Here is a 24,475-nt window from a genome sequence, read left to right on the forward strand (position 1 = left end):
TGGAACCTCCGGGACCCGAGGTCCAGCAGATGGTTCACGAGAAGGCATTCTCGCAGGAAGGCGACGGTCGGTTACCGTCGGGACGTGCTGCTACCTGAGTCGTCGGTGCCAGGGGCGGACCTGCCTGTCCGGGCGGTCCTGCCCGCCACGGTCGACGCGGTGCGGTCGCACGGCAGCGCGGTGCTGGTCGCGCCGCCCGGATCTGGCAAGACCTCGCTGCTGCCGCTCGCGCTGGGGGACGCGCTCGGCGGCACGATCGTCGTCGCCGAGCCGCGGAGGATGGCGACCCGCGCGGCCGCGACACGGCTGGCGATGCTGGTCGGTGAACCGCTCGGGCAGCGGATCGGCTACGCGATGCGCGGTGAACGCAGCGGCGGCACGGGAGTCCGTGTCGAGGTGGTGACGACCGGGCTCCTCGTGCGGCGTCTGCAGCGGGACCCGGAGCTGCCGGGTGTCTCCGCGATCGTGATCGACGAGTGCCACGAGCGGCACCTGGATGCCGATCTGCTGCTCGCGCTCTGCGTCGACGTCCGGGCGAACCTTCGTGAGGACCTGGCGATCGTCGCGACCTCGGCCACGGCGGACACGGTCCGGCTGAGCCGCGCCCTGGGCACGGACGTCCCGGCGCCCGTGGTCACCGCTTCCGCTGCGCTGTTCGACGTGGCGGTCGAGTGGGCGCCACCGCCGGTTCCTGCGCCGCTGCTCCCCGGTGGGCGCGTCGACCCGCGCCTGCTGGATCACGTCGCGGCCGTCGTCCGGCGCGCGCTGGCCGAGAACGACGGCGACATCCTCGTGTTCGTCCCCGGCGAGGCCGAGATCAACGGTGTGACTCGACGGCTGTCGGGTCTGAACGTCCTGCCGTTGTTCGGTCGTCAGTCGAAGGCCGAACAGGACCGTGCGCTGGCGCCGGCCGCCACCCGTCGGATCGTGGTCACGACATCGGTCGCGGAGAGCTCGCTGACCGTGCCCGGCGTCCGGGTCGTGGTCGACTCGGGTCTTGCCCGGGAGCCGCGGACCGACCAGTCCCGTGGCCTCGGTGCGCTGGTCACCTGCCGGGTCTCGAGATCGTCGGCCGACCAGCGCGCGGGTCGCGCCGGGCGAGAGGCGCCTGGCCGCGTCTATCGGTGCTGGTCCGCCACCGACCACGCGCGTCTCGACGACCATGCGGCGCCGGAGATCGCGATCGCCGACCTGGCCGCCTTCGCCCTCGACCTCGCGGCGTGGGGCGCGCCCGCCGGCGCCGGTCTGACCTTGCTCGACGCGCCGCCGGCGGCGGCGATGACCGCGGCCACCGAGCTGCTGCGACGCATCGACGCCCTGGACGACGACGGCCGGATCACCGAGCGAGGCCGGCGGATGGCGGCGATCGGGGCGCATCCCCGGTGGGCTCGTGCGTTGCTGGACGGGACGCCGCGGGTCGGCGCGGACCGGGCCCGCGAGATCGTCGCGATGCTCTCGGACGACTCCGGTCGGGCGTTCGGCGACGACCTGCCGGCTCGCCTCAGGGCCCTTCGCCGCGGTGACGACCGCGGAGCGACTGCCCGCTGGCGCGAGGAGACGAAGCGCCTCGGCCGTGGTGCGACGCCCGGTGACCCGCCGCGTGGGTCGGCCGACCGGGGGACGCGCGGCGTTCCGGACGATCTCGCCGTGGGGATCGTGGTGGGACTGGCGTACCCGGACCGGATCGCGCGGGCCCGGGGAACGGACTCCACGACGTACCAGATGTCCGGTGGCACGGGTGCTGCCCTGGACCCGCAGTCGCCCCTGCGGACCTCACCCTGGCTGGCGATCGCGGTCGCCGACCGGGCACCCGGGCGGGCCGACGCCAGGATCCGTTCCGCCGCGCCGATCGACGAGCAGACCGCGCGGGACGTCGCCGGCGAGCACGTCACGACCACCGACGATATCCGCTGGGACGACGGCCGGATCGTGACGCGGCGCGTCGAGGCGCTCGGGGCGATCGTGCTCAAGGACGTCCCGCTGGCGAAGCCCGACCCGTTGCTCGTCCAGGCGGCCGTCCGCGACGGCATCCGGCGCGACGGACTGTCCGTGCTGCGCTGGTCGGAGGCCGCGCTCGCCCTGCGGGAGCGGCTCGCGTTCTGCCACGCCCACCTCGGCGCCCCGTGGCCCGCGGTCGACGACGACGCGCTGCTGGCCGGTCTCGACGAGTGGCTCGGTACGGAGCTCGCCTCGGTGCGAGGTGCGCGCGACCTTGCCCGCATCGACGTGGCCTCGGCGCTCCGGCGGCTGCTGCCATGGCCCGCGGCAGGCCGGTTCGGGGAGCTCGCACCGGAACGGCTCAAGGTCCCGTCGGGATCCGAGGTGCGGCTCGTGTACGACGGCGTCGAGCCGCCGGTCCTCGCGGTGAAGCTGCAGGAGGTCTTCGGCTGGACCGCCACTCCGACCGTCGCGGACGGTCGTGTCCCCGTCGTCCTGCACCTGTTGTCGCCCGCCCGGCGCCCGGTCGCGATCACGAGCGATCTCGCCTCGTTCTGGAAGCAGGGCTATCCCCAGGTCCGCGCCGACCTGCGCGGCCGCTACCCCCGCCATCCGTGGCCGGAGGATCCGTTCACCGCCGCCCCGACCAAGCGGGTCAAGCCTCGCCAGTGAGCTCCTGGAGATGCCGGTCAGGGTCCGCAATGACCCGTGGTGAGGGACCGGTGCGGGAGAACCAGGGTCCCGTCAGGGCAAGAACCCATACTTTCCGGGCAGCATCCGGGACACGATGAAGGCGTCCAGACGCAGACGTCGTCACAGGTTCCCAAGGATGCGGAGCATCGCGGTGGAGAACGAGGAGCGGCTCTACCTTCGGTACGCGTACAACGACCTGGTCAAGAACAAGGGCATCAATGCTGCCCTGGTCGTCACCCTGGTCCTCAGCGCTTTTCTCATGGCGACGGGTTCCATGGTGCTCGAGAGGCTGGCCGGCTCCATCAGCCGGCTGTCCGAGCAGGGCAAGCCCCCGGACTTCCTGCAGATGCACAAGGGGGAGTACGACCCGGCCGCGCTGACGCGGTTCGCGGCGGACCACGAGTCCGAGATCGACGCGTGGCTCGTCGAGGAGATGCTCGGTTACGACAGCGCCTCCTTGTCCTGGTCCCGCCCGGACACCGGCGAGAACGGTGACCTGGCCGCCAGCCGGATCGACAACCTCTTCGTCACCCAGAACACGGAGTTCGACTTTCTGGTCGACCGGACCGGGACCGTCGTGGAACCGGCGGCCGGCGAGGTGTACGTCCCGGTCCTCTACCAGCAGCGGTACGGGCTCACGCCGGGGGACGTCCTCACGATCCGGACCGGCTCCGGGCCCTACGAGCTCGAGGTGCGGGGCGAGGTCAAGGACGCGCAGATGGCGGCCTCGCTCTCGCCGTCGTCCCGGTTCCTGATCCACCCCGAGGACTTCGAAGCGCTGGGACGGGCCGGCGGAGCGACGCCGGAGATCATCGTGGAGTATCGGCTGGCGGCCGACGGTGACGCGAACGCGCTGCAGACGGCGTACGAGGGCGCGGGCGGACTGCCGACGAACGGCCAGCCGGTCACGGGCCCGCAGCTTCGGATCATCAGCATGATCAGCGACGGCCTCGTCGCGTTCGCGCTGGTGTTCGTCAGTCTGGTCCTGATCGTGATCGCGCTGCTCAACCTGCGCTTCGTCATCCGGGGAACGCTGGAGGACGAGGTCCACGAGATCGGTGCGATGAAGGCGATCGGCATCCCGGACCGGGAGATCTCCAGGCTCTACCTGACGAAGTACAGCATCCTGGCGCTGGTCGGCTGCGTCGTCGGCGGTCTGCTCGCGATCGTCGCGGCGAACGTGCTGACGCACGGTATCCAGACGAGCTACGCACCGGCGCCGGTGGACGTCTGGACGTTCCTGGTGCCGCTGATCGCGCTCGCCGCCGTCTACGTGATCGTGGTCGGCATCTGCCGAGGCGTTCTGCGCGGGGTGCGGAGGATCGAGGTCGTGAACGCCCTCGTGCACGGCAGCACTCTCGACGAGAAGCAGGCCGCCCGCCGCACGAGGCGGCAGGCGCGCTGGGTGCGCCGGACGGGGCTGGTGTCATCCTCCGGAGCTGGTATCAACCGACGCCTGGCCGTGCTCGACCTGCGGGCCGAGGGCCGGGCATGGGTGTTGTTGCCGGTGGTGTTCGGCCTGACAGCGGTGCTGATCACGCTCCCGGCCAACATGGTCAGCACGTTCGAGAGCCCACGGTTCGTCACCTACATGGGTGTGCCGGAGCGTGATCTGCGCGCGGACGTGCAGTTCCAGGAGGACGTCGATGGCGTCAAGGACCGGCTGGTCACCGCGATGGAGGATGACGACCGCCTCACCGACGTGCGCTCCTACGCCTCCGTCGACTACACCGCCGACAGCGAGGACGGGCCGGCGAGGCTACGCGTCGAGGTCGGGAACCGGCCCGACGACGGAGGGATCCGGTTCAGCCAGGGTGGCCTGCCGCGGGACGGCCAGATCGCGTTGTCGGTCCTCAACGCGGACAGGTTCCGGGTGGGTGTCGGGGACGATCTGACGATCCACGACGGGGACCAATCGATCACCGTGCAGGTGAGCGGGATCTACCAGGACATCACCAGCGGCGGGCAGACCGCCAAGATGTCGGGCGACGTGACCGAGGGCGCCGCGGCCTACACCGTCTTCGCGGACCTGGCGGGCGACGGGGCGGACCCCGGCGGGATCGCCGACGAGTACGACGAACAGTTCCCGACCGGGGGTGTGAAGCCGACCCAGGAGTACGTGCGGGAGACCCTGGGGGTCCTGATCGACTCGATGCGGGCCGCGGCGTGGGTCGCGCTCGTGTTCGGCCTCGGGGTGGTCGTACTCATCACGAGCCTGTTCCTCAAGCTCCGGCTCGCGCGCGACCGGTCGAACATGGGCGTGCTGTCCGCGATCGGGTTCTCCGCCAAGGAGCTCGTGGGGCAGGTGCGGACCAAGACGCTGCTGGTGGTGGCCGCTGGAACGGCGGCGGGTCTGGTGCTCGCGGCCACCGCGGGGCAGTCGTTGGCGAGCGCCGCTCTGACTGCCGTCCAGCTCGGGATCACGGATCTGACGTTCATCCCGAACCCGTGGCTCGTGTACGTGCTGTACCCGCTGCTCCTGCTCGGGGCGGGGTACTTCGGCGTCGCGGTGCTCACGGCCGGCGTCCGGCGTGCCGACAAGAGCGAATGGATCCGACGATGAGAGGACAACTCATGGACCAGGCAGCGGTGACCTTGGAGTCACACGAGCTGAGCAAGACGTATTTCTCCACGGAACCGCCGACCGAGGTCCTGCGCGGCATCGACCTGTCCGTGCGCGCCGGCGAGTTCCTCGTCGTCATGGGCACATCCGGGTCCGGCAAGTCCACGCTGCTGTACAGCATCAGCGGCATGGACCGGCCCACCAGCGGGAACGTCACGCTGGAGGGCCGGGAGCTCACCTCGCTCGGCGACACGGAGATGAGCAAGGTCCGCCTGACGCGGATGGGTTTCGTGTTCCAGCAGCCGCACTTCCTGGGCAACCTGGAAGTGCGGGACAACATCCTTCTGCCCGCCCTCAGGGCGGCGCCCAAGCAGGGCCGGGAGGCCGCGATCTCGCGGGTGGACGCGCTGATGGAGCGGTTCGGCATCACGCACATCAGGAGTCACGGGATCACCCAGGTCTCCGGTGGGCAGCTGCAGCGCGCCTCGATCTGCCGGGCGCTGGCCGGCGAACCGTCCGTGCTGTTCGCGGACGAGCCCACGGGTGCGCTGAACAGCAGCATGACCGCCGAGGTCATGGATGCGTTCACCGACGTGCACCGCGACGGCACCACGATCGTCATGGTGACCCATGACCCCGGCGTCGCCGCCCGCGGCGAGCGCGTCATCTACCTGCGCGACGGCACCGTCGAGGCCGCGCGCGAGATCGGGCGCTGGGAGCCTGACACGGCGCGCCGTCGCGAGGACGACCTCCTGGCGTGGCTCAGGGACCTGGGCTTCTGATCCGAGCCGTGGGTCCGTCGGTGCGGGACCTTCCCCGCTGTGAACGTAGGGTCGTCGGCATGACGTGGCGAAGCGACAGTTCCGATCAGCCTCAAGGAGCGTCTGACGCCCGTCCCCCTGGCGGAGCGCGGCTGGTCGCATCGGCCCCACGGGCCGACGGCCCCGGCACCACGTCCCTCGGGGACGACTGGGTACCGGGCCAGGACGGCATCCGCGAGCGCTCGGCGGCGCGCGTCATCCTGATGGACGCCGACGGCCGGGTGCTCGTGGTGCGCGGGCACGACGTGAACCAGCCGGAACGGTCCTGGTGGTTCACGGTGGGCGGCGGCATCGACGCGGGGGAGACCCCGGAGCAGGCCGCGCTGCGCGAGACCCACGAGGAGGTGGGTATCGCCCTGGAGGCGGGCGACCTGGTCGGTCCCGTGCTCACGCGGACCGGCATCTTCGAGTTCTTCGCCGAGACGTGCCGCCAGTACGAGGTCTTCTACCTCGCGCGGACGCCGGAGGCGGTGGAGGTGACGACCGCCGGCTGGACCGCCGCCGAGCGCGAGCTGCTCGACGAGATGGCCTGGCTGACGGCGGACGAGCTGCGCGAGCAGCCGCTGGAGGTGTTCCCGCCAGAACTGCCTGACGTCGTCGACGGGCTCGTGGCGGGCTGGGACGGACAGGTGCGGCACCTGGGCGAGCAGTTCGACGACTGAGGCGTGTCCGGTGAATCGCGGAGCCAGAGCACGGCGGGAGCCCTCACCCGGTGAGGGCCACCGCCGTGCGTCAGCCGGACCTACCTCACTTCACCAGGTAGGCGCGCTCGGTCGTCTCCTTGACGGTGCCGCCCGCGGCGTCGGTCGCCGTCGCCCGCAGCGAGATCGCCGTGGTGCCGGCCGGGGCCTTCACCCTGGCGACGCCGTCGGACAAGGTCGCCTTGTGCCACGTGGCGCCGTCATCGGCGGACCAGCGCAGACCGGTCACCTTCGCGCCCTCGCCGCCGACCGCGTCGAGCGTCACCGTGGTGTTCCGCGGGGCGCGGCCCTTCCGGTCGATCCTGGCGACGTCGTACCGCACGTCGAGCAGGCTGCGCGCCTGCCCGTTCTGGGAGCCGCCCGGCTCGGCCCGGAAAGTCCACCTGCCGGACACCGATGCCCCGGTGTACCACTGGTCCGACCAGCGGGCGCCGTCGAACTTCACCACGTACCGAGCGCCGTCGGCAGGCATCTCCAGGTCGGTGAAGTTCGTGGGCTCGTCGGAGATCTTCTTGCCGTCCTGCCACACGGCGAGTCGCAGGTCGTCGGGGGCGTACGGCAGGCTCAGGTGCCCGTCCGAGTCGGAGAACCCGCCCTGGATCGTGAGCACGTCGTCGTTCTGGGTGAGCTTCCCTGCCGGGGAGTGCGGGGCGCCCGCGAAGGTGGTCGCCGCTTCCTGCCCCGGCTCGTAGGCGGTGAAGTCCGTGGCGAACTGGCCCACGCCGTTGCCGTCGGAGGAGTAGACGTGGACCTCCTTCATCCACTGGACGCCCTCGGCGTTCACGTACTCGGTACGGGTCCCGCGCTCGACCGGGTACAGGTACATGCCCCCGGGACTCATCCCGTCGGGAACACCCCACCAGCCCTCCGTCTGGGTGCCGCCGGGCATCGGTGCGGCATACGTCGTCGCGAGCGTGGCCAGGTCGTCCTGCCACACGGTGAACTTACCGGTCCGCACCGCGGGCTGCCGGAAGAGCAGGTCGTAGGTGTACGACGGCGGCTGGGTGCCCTCGGTCGGTTCGGACAGCTCGTACCCGAGAACCAGATCGAACGTGCCGACGCTCACGGCCTCGGTCGGGAGGACGAACACGTCGCCGCTCTCGGCGGAAGCCCCGAATATCAACGGGTCGCCGTTCGCGGCGGCCCGTGTTCCGTCGACAGTGATCATGTCGGTCGTGGCATCGCGCGGCGTGGTGGCCGACACCGGGAGTCCCTTGCGGGCGTCCAGGCTGAGGGTGGTATCACCGTCTACGGTGATCTCCGGCACGAAGGCGGCCACGGTCTGCGTGAGCGCGTTGTTCTTGCCGTACCGGAGCATCATGGAGCTGACCGAGTAGGTTCCTGCCGGGACCTGGAACGTCCACCCACGGCTCTCGTCTCCGTCGGCCATGTGGATCTCGTCGAGCGCCTCGCGGTCGTGGGCGTCCGTGATCCCCGCGAACGTGAAACCCGTGAACGGCTTGCCGTTCCGTCCGGTCTGCTCGACCGTCAGGTCGAACATCTCGGGCTGCCTGACCCAGCCCACCGGGGTCCGTACGGTGGTCCCGCCGTCGCTGGTCGCGAGGACGGTGCCGCTGTAGCGACCCAGGTCGCCGGCGGCGCGGTCGACGGTGACGTCTACGGTCGCGGTACCGCGGGCCGGGACGGTCACGGTGCTGCGGGAGAGCTCGGCCGCGCCCGACGGTGCACCGTCCGGCCCCGTCACCGCCAGCTCGAGGACGAGCTCGACGGCGTCGGTGGCGGTGTTGCGATATGTGACGGTGTCCGACGCCGTGCCCTCGTGGGGGTACTCGAATGTCCCGAAGGACACCGATGCGGGGCTGGCCGTCACGTTCTGGTCCAGGGCCGAGGGGATGTGGATGCGTCCGGCGCCCTCCTCCCACACGGTGGCGCCGTTGGTGTCCGCCGAACCCATGAGCAGGGCCTTGGCCTGCTCGGGAGCGAGGTCGGGGCGCTGTTGCAGCAGGACGGCGGCGGCACCGGCGACGTGCGGGGCAGCCATGGAGGTACCGCCCAGCGCGGCATGCCGGTCGTCGACCACGTCGCCGAGGGTGGTTCCGGCGGCGCGCGCCGCGACGATGCCGACGCCGGGGGCGGTCACGTCGGGCTTGATCGCGCCGTCGGTGCGCGGCCCGCGGCTGGAGAAGTCCGCGAGGGCGTCGCCGTCGTCCACCGCGCCGACCGTCAGGGCCGACGACGCGGCGGCCGGCGCCCCGATCGTCTCGAGCTCACCGTCGTTGCCGGCGGCGACGACGAACAGCGCGCCGTGCTGCTCGGTGAGCTGGTCGAGCGCCACGGACATCGGGTCGGTGCCGTCCCCGTACTCCCTCGTGCCCAGAGACATGTTGATCACGTCGGCGCCCTGTTCGGCGGCCCACTCCATGCCCTCGATGATCGTGGAGATCTCGCCGCTGCCGTCGTCGCCGAGGACCTTGCCGATGATGAGGTCCGCGCCGGGCGCCATGCCCGAGTTGTCGCCGTCGGACGCCTCTCCCGATCCCGCCACCGTGGCGGCGACGTGGGTGCCGTGGCCGTCCCTGTCGATGACATTCTCCCCGCCGGAGAAGTCCTTCGTGGCAACCACTGCCTCATCCAGGTCGGGGTGGGTCTCGTCGATGCCGGTATCCAGCACCGCGACCTTGACGCCCTTCCCGGTGAACCCGGACTCCCACGCCTCCGGCGCGCCGATCTGGGGCGCCGAGTCCACGTCCAGCGCGTGCACGGGAGCGTCCAGCCACACCCGCTCGATCGCGAGGCTGGCCGCGCTGGCCCTGGTGGACGCGCCGGACTCCTGGGCGCGCAGCACCGCGAGCAGCTCCGGACCGTGGGTGGCGTCCAGGTCGTCCGCGACCGCGCCGGCCGACTCCAGCCGGCGCTCCGGGGAGACGCCCGCCGCCCGCCATGCCGTGGACGCTGCCAGGGTCGCGGGACCGCTTGCCCTCGCGGGTGCCGCCTGCTGCACGATCACGGGGACCGTGTCCCGGTCGGTGCCCGCGGCGGCGAGCCCGGCGACGTCGAACAGCGCCTCGTCGAGGCGGTCACCCACCAGGATCGCAACGTCGGACGGGATCACCAGCAGCCGGTCGCCGGAGGCCTGCCGGAAGAACGAGACGCCGTCGCGCCCCTCGGCGGGCTGGACGGTGGCGGCCCGGGTGCCGTCCGTGAGGGTCGTGACGGTGACCCGGTCACCGGTCAACAGCGTGACCGTGACCCGGTCGGCCACCGACCGCCCCGTAACCGGTGACGAGGTCTCTCCGGGCGGCGCGGCCGAGCTCGCAGGCGCCCCCAGACCCATGGTCAACACTGCGGCAAGCACCGCAGCGGTAGTTGGTCGAAAGCGCACGTCAGGTCCGTTCGTCAGGTCCGACGGCCCGGGGGCGTCGGAGGTGCCATGTGTTGACGGACGTGAACGTATGGCCGCCTGACCAGCGGAAACAACGTTCCGCGAGGGAAGTCAGGGACAAGATCGTGCCCCAGCATGACAGCGGGAGCTCGGGGTACGACCCCGGTATGACGGATCGGCCAGGTCCGCCACCACCCTGAAGGGTTATGCCGCGTGGACCGGTCTGCGCGGCGCCACCGGTGTATCGATCGTTGTGCATTGATAAGCCCCCTCTTTTCTTTGTCCTCCAGGAGTATCGGCGTGATGTCCGGTCATTTCTTGATGTGAAATACGGGCAGTGTCTGCCCCCATTTATCGGTGCGAGATGCTGGTATCTCTGAGCGGAGTGGTCTCCCATCTGGAGTGTTCTCGTGCTGATCCATTCGTTCTCATGCGGGCCGTAATCGGCTTATTGCAGGACCGAGCGGTCATATCTCGCGGCTCCTCACCGGGAATGCCGGATGAAAACTCGAAAGAGTTGCGATACGCCGCGCACTTTGTGGCGGAGCCTGTTTATGTGGTGGCGCGAGAGCAACCATCATGGAAGGTTCCAGTCATGGAAAGACTGACCAAGGCAGCGCTGGCCACCGGCGGCGCCGCCGTGCTGCTAGTCAGCGGAGCCGGGACCTTGGCGCTCTGGACCGACGAAGGGCTCGCGACCGGCACGGACGACACCTCGGGCACGCTCGCTGTGACCGACGGGACGTGCGGCGCCTGGACGTTCGACGGCGGGGGAGCCGTCACCGAGGGCATCGTGCCGGGCGACACCGTGGTCGCCGACTGCGCACTGACCGTCGGCGGCACGGGCGTCCACCTCGCACTGGACGACATCACGGTGTCCGCTCCGACTTGGGCGGAGACCGACGCGCTCACCGGTGCGCTGGAGGTGGCGGTGGACGGTGCCACGCTCGACGGCGCGGCACTCACCCTTCCGTTGACCGACCCGGTGGCGGTGGAGGCGGCCTCCGACCTCGTGGTCACGGTCGCGGCGACCTTCCCCGAGGCCTCCGGCGACCACACGCAGGCGCTGACCGCGACCCTGGAGGACGTGACCGTCCAGGTCACGCAGGGACACCTCGCCCTGGCGACGCCTTGACCGCACGGCGAACGCGGACGGAACCCCGAGCGAGGACGAGACGGTGCAGGCCGTGACGCGGCACGTCGTGCGCGGGCTGGCTGCCGTCGTCATCGCCGTGGCGGGCGCGGTGCTCGTGCTCGGGGTGATCGTGCCCCGGGTGGCCGGCGCGACGCCCTACGTGGTGCTCACCGACTCGATGGAGCCCAGCCTGCCCGTCGGCACGCTGGTCGTCTCCCGCCCCGTGGAGCCGGAGCGGATCCGCACCGGCTCGGTGATCACCTACCAGCTCCGCTCGGGGCAGGAGCGGCTCGTGACCCACCGGGTGGTGGGTATCGGCATGACGATCGGTGGTGAGCGCACCTACCTGACCCAGGGGGACGCGAACGACGTGCCCGACGCGCAGTCGGTACGCGACGTCCAGGTGCGTGGTGCCGCCTGGTACCAGGTGCCACACCTCGGCCACGTCGCCGGCGCGTTCACCGGCCAGCGCAAGGTGATCGGCATGATCGCCGCGGCCCTGCTGCTCGGCTACGCCGGATGGCAGGTGCTCGGCGCCGCCCGCGAGCGGTCCGCGCGGGCCCACATACCGCCCGTCGCCGTCGGCTCTGGGGTGGCCGACGGCGACGGGCTCACACCCCGGGTCGGGGACGGAGGCCGACCATGACGCCGCGACGACGGGCAGCGCTGGTCACCGTGCTCGTCGTCCTGCCGTCCGTGACGGTGCATCCGGCGCACGCCACGGTGCCCGCAGCAGTGCTCGCCGGGGCCGACGACCGGCTGATGCTGAGTGTTGACGGGACCACGTGGACGCCCGGGTCACCACCCGGAGCCTGGCGATCGACCGGACCGTCCTGGAGCAGCTGTTCGGCGGCCGGTCGTAGGATGGATGGTTGTGAGTACACCGACCGTCGGAGTCCTCGCCCTGCAGGGCGACGTCCGTGAGCACCTGACCGCCTTGGAGTCCGTGGGCGCGCGTGCCTTGACCGTGCGGCGTCCGGCCGAGCTGACCGCCGTGGACGGGCTGGTGATCCCTGGCGGGGAGTCCACGACCATCGACAAGCTGCTGCGCATCTTCGAACTGCGCGACCTGCTGCAGACCCGGATCAAGGAAGGCCTGCCGGTCTACGGCTCGTGCGCCGGGATGATCCTGCTCGCCGACCGGATCCTCGACGGCACCGCCGACCAGCAGACGGTGGGCGGGATGGACGTCGTCGTCCGCCGCAACGCGTTCGGGCGGCAGGTCGACTCCTTCGAGACCGACCTCGACGTCGTCGGCATCGCCGACGCGGGGTCCGGCGACCCGGTGCGCACCGCGTTCATCCGCGCCCCCTGGATCGAGGAGGCAGGGCGCGACGTCGAGGTGCTGGCGCGCATCCCCGCTGTGGATACGCAGGGCCGTCCCGTGGCGGCCGCCGGTAGGATCGTCGCAGCACGGCAGGGACCGCTGCTCGCCACCGCTTTCCACCCCGAGATCACGGGGGACACGCGTGTGCACGGGCTGTTCGTCGGCATGGTTGCGGGCGGCTGAGCGGTTTCCCCGCTACCGTTCGACGCCACTGTTAGAGCCATCGGAAATGCAAGGAGTCAGGTAGAGGCATGTCAGGTCACTCCAAGTGGGCCACGACCAAGCACAAGAAGGCCGCGATCGACGCCAAGCGCGGCAAGCTCTTCGCGAAGCTGATCAAGAACATCGAGGTCGCGGCGCGTACGGGTGGCGGCGACCTCGCCGGTAACCCGACGTTGTTCGACGCGGTGCAGAAGGCGAAGAAGTCGTCCGTGCCGAACGACAACATCGAGCGCGCGCTGAAGCGTGGTTCGGGCGAGGGCGCCGACGCCGTCGACTACCAGACGATCATGTACGAGGGCTACGGCACCAACGGCATCGCTGTCCTGGTGGAGTGCCTCACCGACAACAAGAACCGCGCGGCCTCCGAGGTGCGCCTGGCGTTCAGCCGCAACGGCGGCAACCTCGCCGACCCGGGCTCGGTCTCCTACCTGTTCTCCCGCAAGGGCCTGATCGTGGTGCCGAAGACCGAGGGTGTGGGCGAGGACGAGGTCATGCTCGCCGCGCTCGACGCCGGCGCGGAGGACGTCACGGACCAGGGTGAGGTCATCGAGGTCCTGACCGAGGCCACCGACCTGGTGTCCGTGCGAACGGCCATCCAGGAAGCCGGCATCGAGTACGACTCCGCCGACGTGATCTTCCACCCGTCCATGCAGGTCGAGGTGGACGCCGAGGGCGCCCGCAAGATCATGCGCCTCATCGACTCGCTCGAGGACAGCGACGACGTGCAGAACGTCTACGCGAACTTCGACGCGAGCGACGAGGTCATGGCAGCCCTCGACGAGGAGGAGTGACGCGCTGAGCCGTTGAGCCGGCCCACGCCGGTCGAGCCTGTCGGGACCACGCCCGGTGTCGTGAGAACCTGACGCCATGCGCGTTCTAGGGGTCGACCCCGGCCTGACCAGGTGCGGCATAGGCGTCGTCGACTCACTGCCCGGGCGCAGGGCGCGGATGGTCGCGGTAGGGGTCATCCGCTCGGAGGCCGACCTGTCGACCGACCTGCGGCTGCTGAAGATCGCCGAAGGCCTGGACGTGTGGCTCGACGAGCACGTGCCCGACGTCGTCGCGGTCGAGCGGGTGTTCGCCCAGCACAACGTCGGCACGGTGATGGGGACCGCCCAGGCGGCGGGCCTGGCCATGGTGGCCGCGGCCCGCCGGGGCGTGCCCGTCGCCCTGCACACGCCGTCGGAGGTGAAGGCGGCGGTGACCGGATCGGGCCGTGCCGACAAGGCGCAGGTCACCACCATGATCACGCGCATCCTCGACCTCGACGAGGCACCGCGGCCCGCCGACGCCGCCGACGCGCTCGCGCTCGCCGTCTGCCACCTGTGGCGGCCCTCCGGCGCCCTGCAGGGCGGGGACCGGCACGAGCTCACCCCCGCCCAGCGTGCCTGGGCCGCCGCGGAACAGGCAGCGAAGCAGCGCCCTCGTCGCTGACCCCGGCAGCCCGGTGCCCGGGGCGGCGTGGCACGGGCAGCGGGCCGGTCGGACTTGTTAGGGTCGTCGCACGAACGTTCGAGTGGGTCTCGACGAGCCGGACCCCCGAGGCCCCATCCAGGACCCGAGAAGGAGGACCCCGTGATCGCCTCGCTGACGGGAACCGTGGCCCACGTGAGCCTGGACCGTGCGGTGGTCGACGTGGGTGGTGTCGGCTACCTCGTGCACGCCACGCCCACGACGCTGGCCGGGCTGCGCGTCGGCGAGACGGCCGGGGTCTCGACGAGCATGGTGGTCCGCGAGGACTCGATGACGCTGTACGGGTTCGCGGACCCCGACGAGCGGGACGTGTTCGAGGTGGTGCAGACCGTCTCCGGTGTCGGGCCGCGCCTGGCCCTCGCGATGCTCGCGGTGCACACGCCGGACGCACTGCGCCGCGCCGTCGCGGGCGAGGACCTCGCCGCGCTGACCCGCGTCCCGGGCATCGGCAAGAAGGGCGCCCAGCGCATCGTCCTGGAGCTGGCCGACCGGCTCGGACCGCCGTCCGGGGCGGCCGCGGGCGTGGCCGACGGCTCGGCGGCAGGGCCCGCGGGCAACGCCGGCGACCACTCCGAGCGCGTCGTCGAGGCGCTCGCCGGCCTGGGCTGGCCCGCCAAGCAGGCCGAGGACGCCGTCGCGAAGGTGCTCGCCGAGGCGGGGACCGACGCGATAACGGCCGACGAGGTCGCCGCCACGCTCCGTTCCGCGCTGCGTCTGCTGGGAGGCCACCGTGGCTGAGGTCTCGACCGGCTCGACCACCGGAACGGGCTCGACCGGCGAGCGGGACCGCATCGTCGCGCCGAGCGCCGACGAGATCGAGCGCGCCGCCGAGGCGGCGCTCCGGCCCAAGCGGCTCGACGACTTCGTCGGCCAGCGGGTCGTGCGCGACCAGCTCTCGCTCGTGCTCCAGGCGGCGATCGCGCGCGGCAACCCGCCCGACCACGTGCTCCTGTCCGGCCCGCCCGGACTCGGCAAGACGACCCTCGCCATGATCATCTCGGGCGAGCTGGATTCGCACATGCGGCTCACCAGCGGCCCGGCGATCCAGCACGCGGGCGACCTCGCGGCCGTCCTGTCCTCGCTCGAGGAGGGGGACGTGCTGTTCATCGACGAGATCCACCGCCTCGCCCGGCCCGCCGAGGAGCTGCTCTACGTCGCGATGGAGGACTTCCGCGTCGACGTCATCGTCGGCAAGGGCGCCGGCGCCTCCGCGATCCCGCTGGCGCTGCCCCGGTTCACCGTCGTGGGCGCCACCACCCGTTCCGGCCTGCTGCCCGCCCCGCTGCGCGACCGCTTCGGCTTCACCGGCCACATGGACTACTACTCGCCCGAGGAGCTGGAGCGCGTGATCCTGCGCTCCTCCGGACTGCTCGGCGTGCACCTGGAGCACGCGGCGGCGCACGAGATCGCCGGCCGCTCCCGCGGCACCCCCCGCATCGCCAACCGGCTGCTGCGCCGCGTGCGCGACTGGGCCCAGGTCCGCGGCGACGGACGCCTCGACCTGCACGCCGCGCGGTCCGCCCTCGAGGTCTACGAGGTGGACCCCATCGGCCTCGACCGCCTCGACCGCGCGGTGCTCACCGCGCTGTGCACCAGGTTCGGCGGCGGACCCGTCGGGCTCAGCACACTGGCCATGACCGTGGGCGAGGAGGCCGAGACGGTCGAGACCGTCGCGGAGCCCTACCTCGTGCGCGAGGGCCTGATCGGGCGCACCCCTCGCGGACGCGTCGCCACCCCCGCGGCGTGGGAGCACCTGGGGCTCACCCCGCCTGCTCCGGCACCCGGGTCGGCTACCTGGACGCCCGGCCCGGGCCCGGGGTCGGGAACTTTGCTGGAGCCCTGACGTTGATCATGTGGCGCCCCTCGCCGGGGCACCCGAGGATTCGACCCCGAGCACTACACTGGGTTGGATCCTCGTCGTACTTGCGCGACGCATGCGAGCGCGGCTCATCCGACACAGCAATCGAACAGGGACCCTTACCGTGGAAATGCTCATTCTCGTCGCGATCCTCCTCGTGGTGATGTTCTTCATGTCCTCCCGCACGCGCAAGCAGCAGCGCGAGGCCGCGGAGTTCCGCAACAACCTCACGGTCGGGACCAAGGTCATGACCGCCTCCGGCATGATCGGGACCGTTCTCGACGTCGACGACGCGAACGACCAGGTGACCATCGAGTCCTTCCCGGGCAGCCCCACCACCTGGCTCCGCGCCGCCATCGCCAAGAAGATCGAGGAGCCCGTCGCCGACGACGCGGACCTCGATGACGCATCCGATGAGTCCGATGTCACAGCAGAGGGCGAAACGGCAAGTACGATCAGCCCCGACGCGAAGGACGTTCCCGACGACCTGTCAGATCTGGACACCACCAAGCGTGAGTACCAGGAGCAGCAGCGGCGGGACGCCGACGCGGACGGCAAGTGACGGCCGCGCCGTCCGGTAACCCCGGGCGGCGCCGAACCCGCACCGGACGTACCCCGGTGCGCACACGAGAAGAGACAGACGTTGGCGACTGACACCCGGCGCTCGCGGCCGGTTCGCACGATCGTGCTCCTGACGATCCTGACGATCCTGCTGCCCTTCGGCGCCCTCCTGGCTGGTTGGCAGCTCGACGGTAAGTCGAGCGAAAATCCTGACGGAGCGAGCCTGGCCCCTGGCCTGGCCCTTGACCTGCAGGGCGGTACCCAGATCATCCTGGAGGCCGTCACCTCCGACGGGTCCGAGGTGACCCCGGAGGCGATGGAAGAGGCCATCGGTGTCATCCGGCAGCGGGTGGACGCCAACGGCGTCACCGAGGCCGAGATCGCCAGCCAGGGCGAGACGCAGATCGTCGTCGAGATCCCTGGTGAGGTGGACGACGAGACCGTCGCGCTGATCTCCCAGGCCGCGCAGATGAAGTTCCGCCCGGTCCTCACCATCGGCAGCCCTCTTCCCACGGTTCAGCCCTCGGCCAGCCCGTCCGGCGACGCTGCCGACGACGCGGCGGCCGACAGCGACGCTGCTGCCGACGAGCCGACGAAGAAGGAGATCGCCGAGCAGGAGAAGGCGATCGAGTCGGCGACCGACCCGTCCGACCTGGCGCAGATCACGCCGTCGGTCCAGGAGGCGTACGACGCGCTCGACTGCACGGACCCGAAGAGCCGCGAGGGCGGTGGCGGCGACAACCCGAACCTGCTCCTCGTCACGTGCGACCAGGCCGGTTCGGCCAAGTACATCCTCGGCCCCGTCGAGGTGGACGGCACCGACCTGACCTCGGCCACCTCCGGCCTGATCCCGACCTCGAGCGGCGGCGTCTCCAACACCTGGGGCGTCAGCCTCGACTTCAACTCCGAGGGCACGACGAAGTTCCGCGAGACCACGGAGCGACTGACGCCGCTGGAGCCGCCGCGCAACCAGTTCGCCATCGTGCTGGACGGCCTGATCGTCTCGGCGCCGAGCAGCAACCAGCCGATCACGAACGGGCAGGCCAGCATCTCCGGCTCGTTCACGCGCGACACCGCAGCCACGCTGGCCAACCAGCTGAGCTTCGGATCCCTGCCCCTCACGTTCGAGGTGCAGGGCGAGAACACGATCTCCGCGACGCTGGGCTCCGAGCAGCTGCAGCGTGGTCTGTTCGCCGGTCTCATCGGTCTCGCGCTGGTGGTCGTCTACTCGATGTTCCAGTACCGCACGCTCGGTCTGCTGACGGTCATGTCGCTGATCGTGGCCGGCGCCATGACGTACGTGGTGATCGCACTCCTGAGCTGGGGGATGGGCTACCGCCTCTCCCTGCCGGGTATCGCGGGTCTGATCGTGGCCATCGGCTTCACCGCGGACTCGTTCATCGTGTACTTCGAACGTATCCGGGACGAGCTACGTGACGGGCGCACGCTCCGGCTCGCCGTCCAGCGTGGCTGGCTCCGGGCCCGCCGGACCATCTACGCGGCCAAGGCGGTGAACCTGCTCTCCGCGGTGATCCTGTACTTCATGACCGTCGGCGGGGTGCGCGGCTTCGCGTTCACGCTGGGTCTGACCACGATCATCGACGTCATGGTGGTCATCTGGTTCACCCACCCGGTCATGGAGCTCCTGGCCAAGGTGCCGTTCTTCCGTGACGGCCACAAGTGGTCGGGCCTCTCGCCCGACCGTCTCGACGTGGCGCCGCGCTACCGGGGCGCCGGGCGGTTCTCCGGCCCGAAGGACGAGGTCGTCGACGCCCCCGTCGCCGACGCGCCCGACCGGGAGCGTGAGCTGGTCTCGGCGCAGTCCGTGAGCAGCGCGCCGCGCATCGCCGAGGACGGCCGCAGGATGACGATCGCGGAGCGGCGTGCCGCCGAGCGCAAGGCTGCCGCCGACGCGGCTCAGAACGAGGAGAAGCACTGATGGCTCGCGGCGGCTTCGCCCAGTGGGGCAACGACCTCTACACGGGGCGTCGGTCCTACCCGATCGTCCAGAAGAGGCGGATCTGGTTCTCGATCGTCGGCCTCTTCTCGGCCGCGTCGATCCTCGTCCTCGTGTTCCAGGGTCTGAACCTGGGCATCGACTTCCGTGGTGGTTCCGAGTTCACCGTCTCTGGTGTGTCCAACACGGACGAGGACATCGCTCTCGACACCGTCGCCGAGGTGGCGCCCGGGCAGGAGCCGCACGTCGCCCAGGTGGGCGGTGACGGCGTCCGGGTACAGGTCTCGGAGCTGGACAACGAGCAGACCAACGAGCTCCAGGCCGCTCTGGGGCAGGCGTACGGCGTGGAGCCGTCGGAGGTCACGTCGAACTTCATCGGCCCCACCTGGGGCCAGTCGGTGAGCATGCGGGCCCTGTGGGGCACCGTGACGTTCATCGTCGCCGCGGCCCTCTTCATGGCCGTGTACTTCCGGGCCTGGCGCATGTCGGTGGCCGCGATCGTGGCCATGCTCGCGGACGTGCTGGTCTCGGCCGGCGTGTACGCCCTGATCGGCTGGGAGGTCACGCCGTCGACGATCATCGGCTTCCTGACCATCCTCGGCTTCTCGCTCTACGACAAGATGGTCGTCTTCGACAAGGTCCGCGAGAACACGGTCGCCCTGACCGAGCAGACCCGGAGCACCTACGCCGAGCGGGCGAACCTCGCGGTGAACCAGACCCTGGTCCGGTCCATCAACACCTCGGTGGTGGCACTGCTGCCGGTCGCGGGCATCCTCTTCGTGGGTGGCTTCCTCCTGGGAGCCGGCACGCTGAAGGACATCTCGCTGTCGCTGTTCGTCGGCATCGCGGTGGGCGCGACGTCGTCCATCTTCCTGGCCACGCCGCTGGACGTGGCGCTGCGCGAGGGCGAGCCCAAGATCGCCGCGCACACCAAGAAGGTCATGGACCTGCGTGCGGGCCTCGCGGCCGAGGGCGTCGAGGAGAGCGTGCTGGCCGCCGCGGCGTCCGGCTCCGCGCAGCTCGTCCCCGGTCATCACCAGGGACATACCGCTCAGCCCAAGCGTCGCCGGTAGGCTCCGCCTCGTGGCAGACGACATGACCGACGTCGCCCTCTCCGGCCTGCTGCCGGAGAGGGCGACGCGCGTTCGCGACCTGATCGTGGACGTCCCTGACTTTCCGTCCCCGGGCATCCTCTTCAAGGACATCACCCCGCTCCTGGCCGACGCCGAGGGGCTGGCCGACGTGATCGAGGCGTTCACCCGCCTGGCGCTGGCGGACGGGGTCGACGTGGTCGCCGGTATGGAGGCACGCGGCTTCCTGCTCGGCACCCCCGTCGCCCACGCGCTCGGCCTGGGGTTCCTGCCCCTGCGGAAGGCGGGCAAGCTCCCGCCGCCCACCGAGAGCGTGTCGTACGACCTGGAGTACGGCTCGGCGGCCATCGAGCTGCGCTCGGGAACACTCAGGCCGGGTGCGCGTGTTCTGATCATCGACGACGTTCTCGCCACGGGTGGTACCGCGGCGGCCGCGGCACAGCTGGTGGAGCAGTGCGGGGGAGTGGTGGCCGGGCTGGCGTTCCTGCTCGAGCTGGAGGCACTCCACGGCCGGGACAGGCTTCAGGGCCACAACGTCGATACTCTCCTGCGGGTAGGCACGTCGTAACGGTGACCGAGCCGTACGGACGGGGAATAGAGGTCCAGGGCTAGACTGGCGACTCCGGGTACTACCCGGGGAAGGAGGCGCGTACATGGCTGAGAACACGGTGTCACGCGCTCCGGTGCCCGAGAAGAACCCGCCGACGCCGCCCGGTGGCAACCGGATGCGGAACCGGCTGGTACGTCTCGGCGTGCGCAGCGTGAGCGGTGGTTCGCCCGCGGCGATCGAGCCGCTGCTGCAGGCGATCCGCAGCAACCACCCGAAGGCCGACGTCGCGCTGATCGAGCGCGCGTACGTCGTCGCGGAGAAGGCTCACCGCGGCCAGATGCGCAAGAGCGGCGACCCGTACATCACGCATCCCGTGGCCGTCTCGACGATCCTGGCGGAGCTCGGCTTCGAGGGCACGACGATCGCGGCGGCGCTGCTGCACGACACGGTGGAGGACACCGACTACGCGCTGGACACCCTGCGCGGCGAGTTCGGCGACGACGTCGCGCTGCTGGTGGACGGCGTCACCAAGCTGGACAAGGTGAAGTACGGCGACGCGGCGCAGGCCGAGACCGTGCGCAAGATGGTCGTGGCGATGGCCAAGGACATCCGCGTGCTGGTCATCAAGCTGGCCGACCGCCTGCACAACGCCCGCACCTGGAAGTACGTGCCGTCCAAGTCGGCCGAGCGCAAGGCGCGCGAGACCGTCGAGATCTACGCGCCGCTGGCCCACCGGCTGGGCATGAACACGATCAAGTGGGAGCTGGAGGACCTGTCCTTCCAGGCCCTGTACCCCAAGGTGTACGACGAGATCGTGCACCTCGTGGCGGAGCGGGCTCCCGCGCGCGAGGAGTACCTCGGCGTGGTGCGGGGCCAGATCGAGTCCGACCTGCGCAGCGCCAAGATCAAGGCGACGGTGACGGGCCGGCCGAAGCACTACTACTCGATCTACCAGAAGATGATCGTGCGTGGTCACGACTTCGCGGAGATCTACGACCTCGTCGGCACGCGTGTCCTGGTGGACACGGTGCGTGACTGCTACGCGGCGCTCGGCGCCATGCACGCGCGGTGGAACCCGGTCCCCGGCCGGTTCAAGGACTACATCGCGATGCCGAAGTTCAACATGTACCAGTCGCTGCACACGACGGTGATCGGTCCAGGCGGCAAGCCCGTCGAGATCCAGATCCGTACGCACGACATGCACCGGCGCGCCGAGTACGGCGTCGCCGCGCACTGGAAGTACAAGGAGAAGACGCCGGCGGGCGGCGGCGTCAACGACCCGAAGAACCAGGACATGGCCTGGCTGCGCCAGCTCGTGGACTGGCAGCGCGAGACCGCCGACCCGGCGGAGTTCCTCGACTCGCTGCGGTTCGAGATCGGTGGCGACGAGGTCTACGTCTTCACGCCGAAGGGCATGGCGATGGCGCTGCCGGGCGGCGCGACGCCCGTCGACTTCGCGTACGCCGTGCACACCGAGGTCGGTCACCGCACCATGGGCGCCCGCGTGAACGGCCGCCTGGTGCCGCTCGACTCGCCGCTCGAGAACGGCGACGTCGTCGACATCCTCACCTCGAAGTCGGAGACGGCGGGGCCGAGCCGGGACTGGCTCGGGTTCGTGAAGTCGCCGCGGGCGCGGAACAAGATCCGCCAGTGGTTCACGAAGGAACGCCGCGAGGAAGCCGTCGAGACCGGCAAGGACGCGATCGCGAAGTCCATGCGCAAGCAGGGGCTGCCGATCCAGCGCCTCATGTCGCACGAGACCCTGCTCGGGGTCGCGGACGAGATGAACTACCAGGACGTGACCGGCCTGTACGCCGCCGTCGGCGAGGGGCAGGTCTCCTCAGCGCACGTGGTGGACAAGCTCGTCAAGGCGCTCGGTGGTGCGAACGGCGCGGAGGAGGACGTCGCCGAGGCGACCCGACCCGGCGGACTCACCGCCCGGCGCGTGCGCTCGGGCGACCCGGGCGTCATGCTCAAGGGCTCCGACTCCGCCGACGTGTGGGTCAAGCTCGCCAAGTGCTGCACGCCGGTGCCGGGCGACGAGATCGTCGGCTTCGTCACCCGAGGCCAGGGGGTGAGCGTGCACCGCGAGGACTGCGTCAACCTGGACGGGCTCCGCAAGCAGCCGGAACGCCTCGTCGAGGTCGAGTGGACCCAGGGTGCCAACACGATGTTCCTGGTCCAGATCCAGGTCGAGGCGCTCGACCGGTCCCGGCTCCTGTCGGACGTGACGCGGGTCCTGTCCGAGAACCACGTGAACATCCTGTCGGCCTTCGTCTCGACGTCGGACGACCGGCTGGCGGTCTCCCGGTTCATCTTCGAGATGGCCGAGCCTGCACACCTCGCGACGGTCCTCGCGGCCGTCCGGAAGGTGGAGGGCGTGTTCGACGTGCACCGCATCACCGGGACCAAGCCGGTGGAGCGGCCGCAGCTGCCGGTCTGACGGTCGCGGGCGTCGGGGGCCTTCAGGCGGTCCCCGGCGCACCCGGCAGCAGCTCGCCCAGGTCGAAGCGGACCGGCTCCTCCAGCTGCTCGTAGGTGCACGACGCCGGCTCGCGGTCCGGGCGCCAGCGCTTGAACTGTGCGGTGTGCCGGAACCGGGTGCCCTCCATGTGGTCGTAGCCCACCTCCAGCACGCGCTCCGGGCGCAGGGGCGTGAACGACAGGTCCTTGCCCGAGCTCCAGCGGGACTGCGCGCCGGGCAGCCGGTCGCCCCCCGCGGCGCTCGCCGGGTCGGACCAGCCCTGCCACGGGTGCTCGTCCGCCGCAGGGGTGCCGGGCTCCACCACCAGCGGCGCCAGCTCGGCGACGAGCTCCACGCGCCGGCTCGCCGAGAACGACGCGGCGACGCCGACGAACTGCAACCGAGGCCCGTCCTCGGACTCGTCCCACAGGCCGAGCAGCAGCGACCCCAGCACCGGCTGCTCGGGCGTCGAGGTCTTGTGCAGGCGGTAGCCCGCCAGGACGACGTCGGCCGTGCGCGTGTGCTTGATCTTCAGCATGGCGCGCTTGTTCGGCGCGTACGGGCCGTCCGCGGGCTTGGCGACGACGCCGTCGAGACCGGCACCCTCGAACGACCCGAACCACTCCTCGGCCACCGCGGCGTCCTGCGTGCGGGGCGTGGCGAACACGAGCGGACCGGTCAGCCCCAGCCCGTCCAGGGCCTCGAGCCGTTCCACGAGCGGCCGGTCCACGAGCGACTCGTCACCCAGTGCGAGGACGTCGAACACGACCAGCGCGGCGGGCGTGGTCTCGGCGAGCATGTTCACGCGCGACGCCGCCGGGTGGATGCGCTGGGACAGCAGCTCGAAGTCGAGCCGTGCCCCGCCGCCCGTCGAGGCCACCGACGGCTGCGCGATGACGATCTCACCGTCGACCACGCACCGCTCCGGGAGCGCCTCGCGGACCGCGGCGACGACGTCGGGGAAGTAGCGGTCCATCGGCTTCGTGTTCCGGGAGTCGATCCGGACCTCGTCACCGTCGCGGTACACGATGGCGCGGAAGCCGTCCCACTTCGGCTCGTAGACGTAGGCGGGGCCGACGTCGGTCGCCGCCTGGGCAGGGATCGACGCCACGCTCTTGGCGAGCATCGGCCGGACCGGTGGCTGGACGGGCAGATTGAGTGTGGTCACGGTACGAGCCTGCCTCAGCGGGGGACGTAGCGCAGGTAGACGCACCCGCTCGCGAACGTACGGGCGTCGACCAGGCGCAGGCTCAGCCGGGCGTCCGGGGGCAGCGCGGGCAGCCCGCCGCCCACCACCTCGGGGTAGACGAAGAGGCGGAAGTCGTCGACGAGCCCCTGCCTGATGAGTTCGGCGGCCACGGTGGGCCCGCCCACCGACACGATGCCGGGCGCGCAGTTCGCGATCCGGCGCAGCTCGCCCAGCTGCAGGTCACGCACGATCCGCGTCCGCGCCGAGGTGACCGCCTCCTCGGGCAGGGACGACGACGCGACGACCTTCTCCACGCCCTGCCAGATCTCCGCGTACCTCGTCATGTGCGGGTTCGGGTCGGGTCCCGGGTCGTGCGTCTCCCAGTAGACCATCGTCTCGTACATGCGCCGGCCGTGGACGTAGACGGCGACCTCCGTCTCGATCTCGTTGATGAACGCGAGCACCTCGTCGCTGGGCGCCATCCAGTCGAACGTGCCCCCGGCGTCGGCGGTGTACCCGTCGGCGGACATGTTCGCGAAGTAGCTCAGGGTTCCCATGCACGGACCGACGACGGGCCAGGGCGGAACTC

General features: G+C 70.8%; 19 protein-coding genes. 16 read left to right on the plus strand and 3 right to left on the minus strand.

Annotated features, from left to right (window positions below):
* Positions 1–84: 84 nt before the first annotated feature.
* The 4 genes from hrpB (at position 85) to LUM46_RS16485 (ending at position 6,677) form a co-directional block, all read left to right on the plus strand.
* Positions 85–2,610 (plus strand): ATP-dependent helicase HrpB, encoded by a 2,526-nt coding sequence (gene hrpB, locus LUM46_RS16470; RefSeq protein WP_274995288.1) that lies wholly within the window; start codon positions 85–87, stop codon positions 2,608–2,610.
* A gap of 157 nt (positions 2,611–2,767) precedes the next feature.
* On the plus strand, positions 2,768–5,194 hold the full coding sequence (locus LUM46_RS16475) for an ABC transporter permease (protein WP_274995290.1): 2,427 nt from the start codon (positions 2,768–2,770) through the stop codon (positions 5,192–5,194).
* Positions 5,191–5,976, plus strand: coding sequence for an ABC transporter ATP-binding protein (locus tag LUM46_RS16480; protein WP_274995291.1), 786 nt, complete (start codon positions 5,191–5,193; stop codon positions 5,974–5,976). Before LUM46_RS16475 ends, LUM46_RS16480 begins: the two co-directional genes overlap by 4 nt.
* Positions 5,977–6,035: 59 nt before the next feature.
* The gene (locus tag LUM46_RS16485; RefSeq protein ID WP_274995292.1) at positions 6,036–6,677 is read left to right on the plus strand and encodes an NUDIX hydrolase; all 642 of its coding nucleotides are present in this window, start codon (positions 6,036–6,038) and stop codon (positions 6,675–6,677) included.
* An 85-nt stretch (positions 6,678–6,762) separates the two neighbouring features.
* On the opposite strand, the gene LUM46_RS16490 is transcribed toward LUM46_RS16485, so the two are convergent.
* Entirely contained in the window at positions 6,763–9,939 is a 3,177-nt protein-coding gene (locus LUM46_RS16490) for a S8 family serine peptidase (protein WP_274995293.1), read from the minus strand.
* Between the two features lie 715 nt (positions 9,940–10,654).
* Here LUM46_RS16490 and LUM46_RS16495 point away from each other — a divergent pair.
* The 12 genes from LUM46_RS16495 to LUM46_RS16550 all read left to right on the plus strand — a co-directional run bounded on the left by LUM46_RS16495 (position 10,655) and on the right by LUM46_RS16550 (position 22,676).
* On the plus strand, positions 10,655–11,194 hold the full coding sequence (locus LUM46_RS16495) for an alternate-type signal peptide domain-containing protein (protein WP_274995294.1): 540 nt from the start codon (positions 10,655–10,657) through the stop codon (positions 11,192–11,194).
* 52 nt (positions 11,195–11,246) lie between these two features.
* Positions 11,247–11,840 carry a signal peptidase I gene (locus LUM46_RS16500; protein WP_274995295.1) on the plus strand — a complete coding sequence of 198 codons (594 nt, stop codon included), beginning with the start codon at positions 11,247–11,249 and terminating at the stop codon, positions 11,838–11,840.
* 222 nt (positions 11,841–12,062) lie between these two features.
* A complete protein-coding gene (gene pdxT / locus LUM46_RS16505) occupies positions 12,063–12,704 on the plus strand; it encodes a pyridoxal 5'-phosphate synthase glutaminase subunit PdxT (protein ID WP_274995296.1) in 642 nt (213 codons plus the stop codon).
* A gap of 68 nt (positions 12,705–12,772) precedes the next feature.
* The gene (locus LUM46_RS16510; protein WP_274995297.1) at positions 12,773–13,534 is read left to right on the plus strand and encodes a YebC/PmpR family DNA-binding transcriptional regulator; all 762 of its coding nucleotides are present in this window, start codon (positions 12,773–12,775) and stop codon (positions 13,532–13,534) included.
* A 76-nt stretch (positions 13,535–13,610) separates the two neighbouring features.
* Positions 13,611–14,177, plus strand: coding sequence for a crossover junction endodeoxyribonuclease RuvC (ruvC, locus tag LUM46_RS16515; protein WP_274995298.1), 567 nt, complete (start codon positions 13,611–13,613; stop codon positions 14,175–14,177).
* Between the two features lie 141 nt (positions 14,178–14,318).
* Complete coding sequence (gene ruvA / locus LUM46_RS16520; RefSeq protein WP_274995299.1) at positions 14,319–14,954, plus strand: Holliday junction branch migration protein RuvA; 636 nt, start codon at positions 14,319–14,321, stop codon at positions 14,952–14,954.
* A gap of 52 nt (positions 14,955–15,006) precedes the next feature.
* Positions 15,007–16,059 carry a Holliday junction branch migration DNA helicase RuvB gene (gene ruvB, locus LUM46_RS16525; protein ID WP_274995466.1) on the plus strand — a complete coding sequence of 351 codons (1,053 nt, stop codon included), beginning with the start codon at positions 15,007–15,009 and terminating at the stop codon, positions 16,057–16,059.
* A 145-nt stretch (positions 16,060–16,204) separates the two neighbouring features.
* Entirely contained in the window at positions 16,205–16,636 is a 432-nt protein-coding gene (gene yajC / locus LUM46_RS16530) for a preprotein translocase subunit YajC (RefSeq protein ID WP_274995467.1), read from the plus strand.
* Between the two features lie 81 nt (positions 16,637–16,717).
* Positions 16,718–18,574, plus strand: coding sequence for a protein translocase subunit SecD (gene secD, locus LUM46_RS16535; RefSeq protein ID WP_274995300.1), 1,857 nt, complete (start codon positions 16,718–16,720; stop codon positions 18,572–18,574).
* Entirely contained in the window at positions 18,574–19,665 is a 1,092-nt protein-coding gene (gene secF / locus LUM46_RS16540) for a protein translocase subunit SecF (RefSeq protein ID WP_274995301.1), read from the plus strand. Before secD ends, secF begins: the two co-directional genes overlap by 1 nt.
* A 22-nt stretch (positions 19,666–19,687) precedes the next feature.
* Complete coding sequence (locus LUM46_RS16545) at positions 19,688–20,251, plus strand: adenine phosphoribosyltransferase (protein WP_274995468.1); 564 nt, start codon at positions 19,688–19,690, stop codon at positions 20,249–20,251.
* A gap of 85 nt (positions 20,252–20,336) precedes the next feature.
* Positions 20,337–22,676 carry a RelA/SpoT family protein gene (locus LUM46_RS16550; protein WP_274995302.1) on the plus strand — a complete coding sequence of 780 codons (2,340 nt, stop codon included), beginning with the start codon at positions 20,337–20,339 and terminating at the stop codon, positions 22,674–22,676.
* A 22-nt stretch (positions 22,677–22,698) separates the two neighbouring features.
* Here the strand turns inward: LUM46_RS16550 and LUM46_RS16555 are convergent, their stop codons facing one another.
* The gene (locus LUM46_RS16555) at positions 22,699–23,865 is read right to left on the minus strand and encodes an ATP-dependent DNA ligase (protein WP_274995303.1); all 1,167 of its coding nucleotides are present in this window, start codon (positions 23,863–23,865) and stop codon (positions 22,699–22,701) included.
* 14 nt (positions 23,866–23,879) lie between these two features.
* A complete protein-coding gene (locus tag LUM46_RS16560) occupies positions 23,880–24,443 on the minus strand; it encodes a dihydrofolate reductase family protein (protein WP_274995304.1) in 564 nt (187 codons plus the stop codon).
* Between the last annotated feature and the right edge of the window lie 32 nt (positions 24,444–24,475).

The organism is Promicromonospora iranensis, from assembly GCF_028994805.1.
Lineage (GTDB): Bacteria > Actinomycetota > Actinomycetes > Actinomycetales > Cellulomonadaceae > Promicromonospora > Promicromonospora iranensis.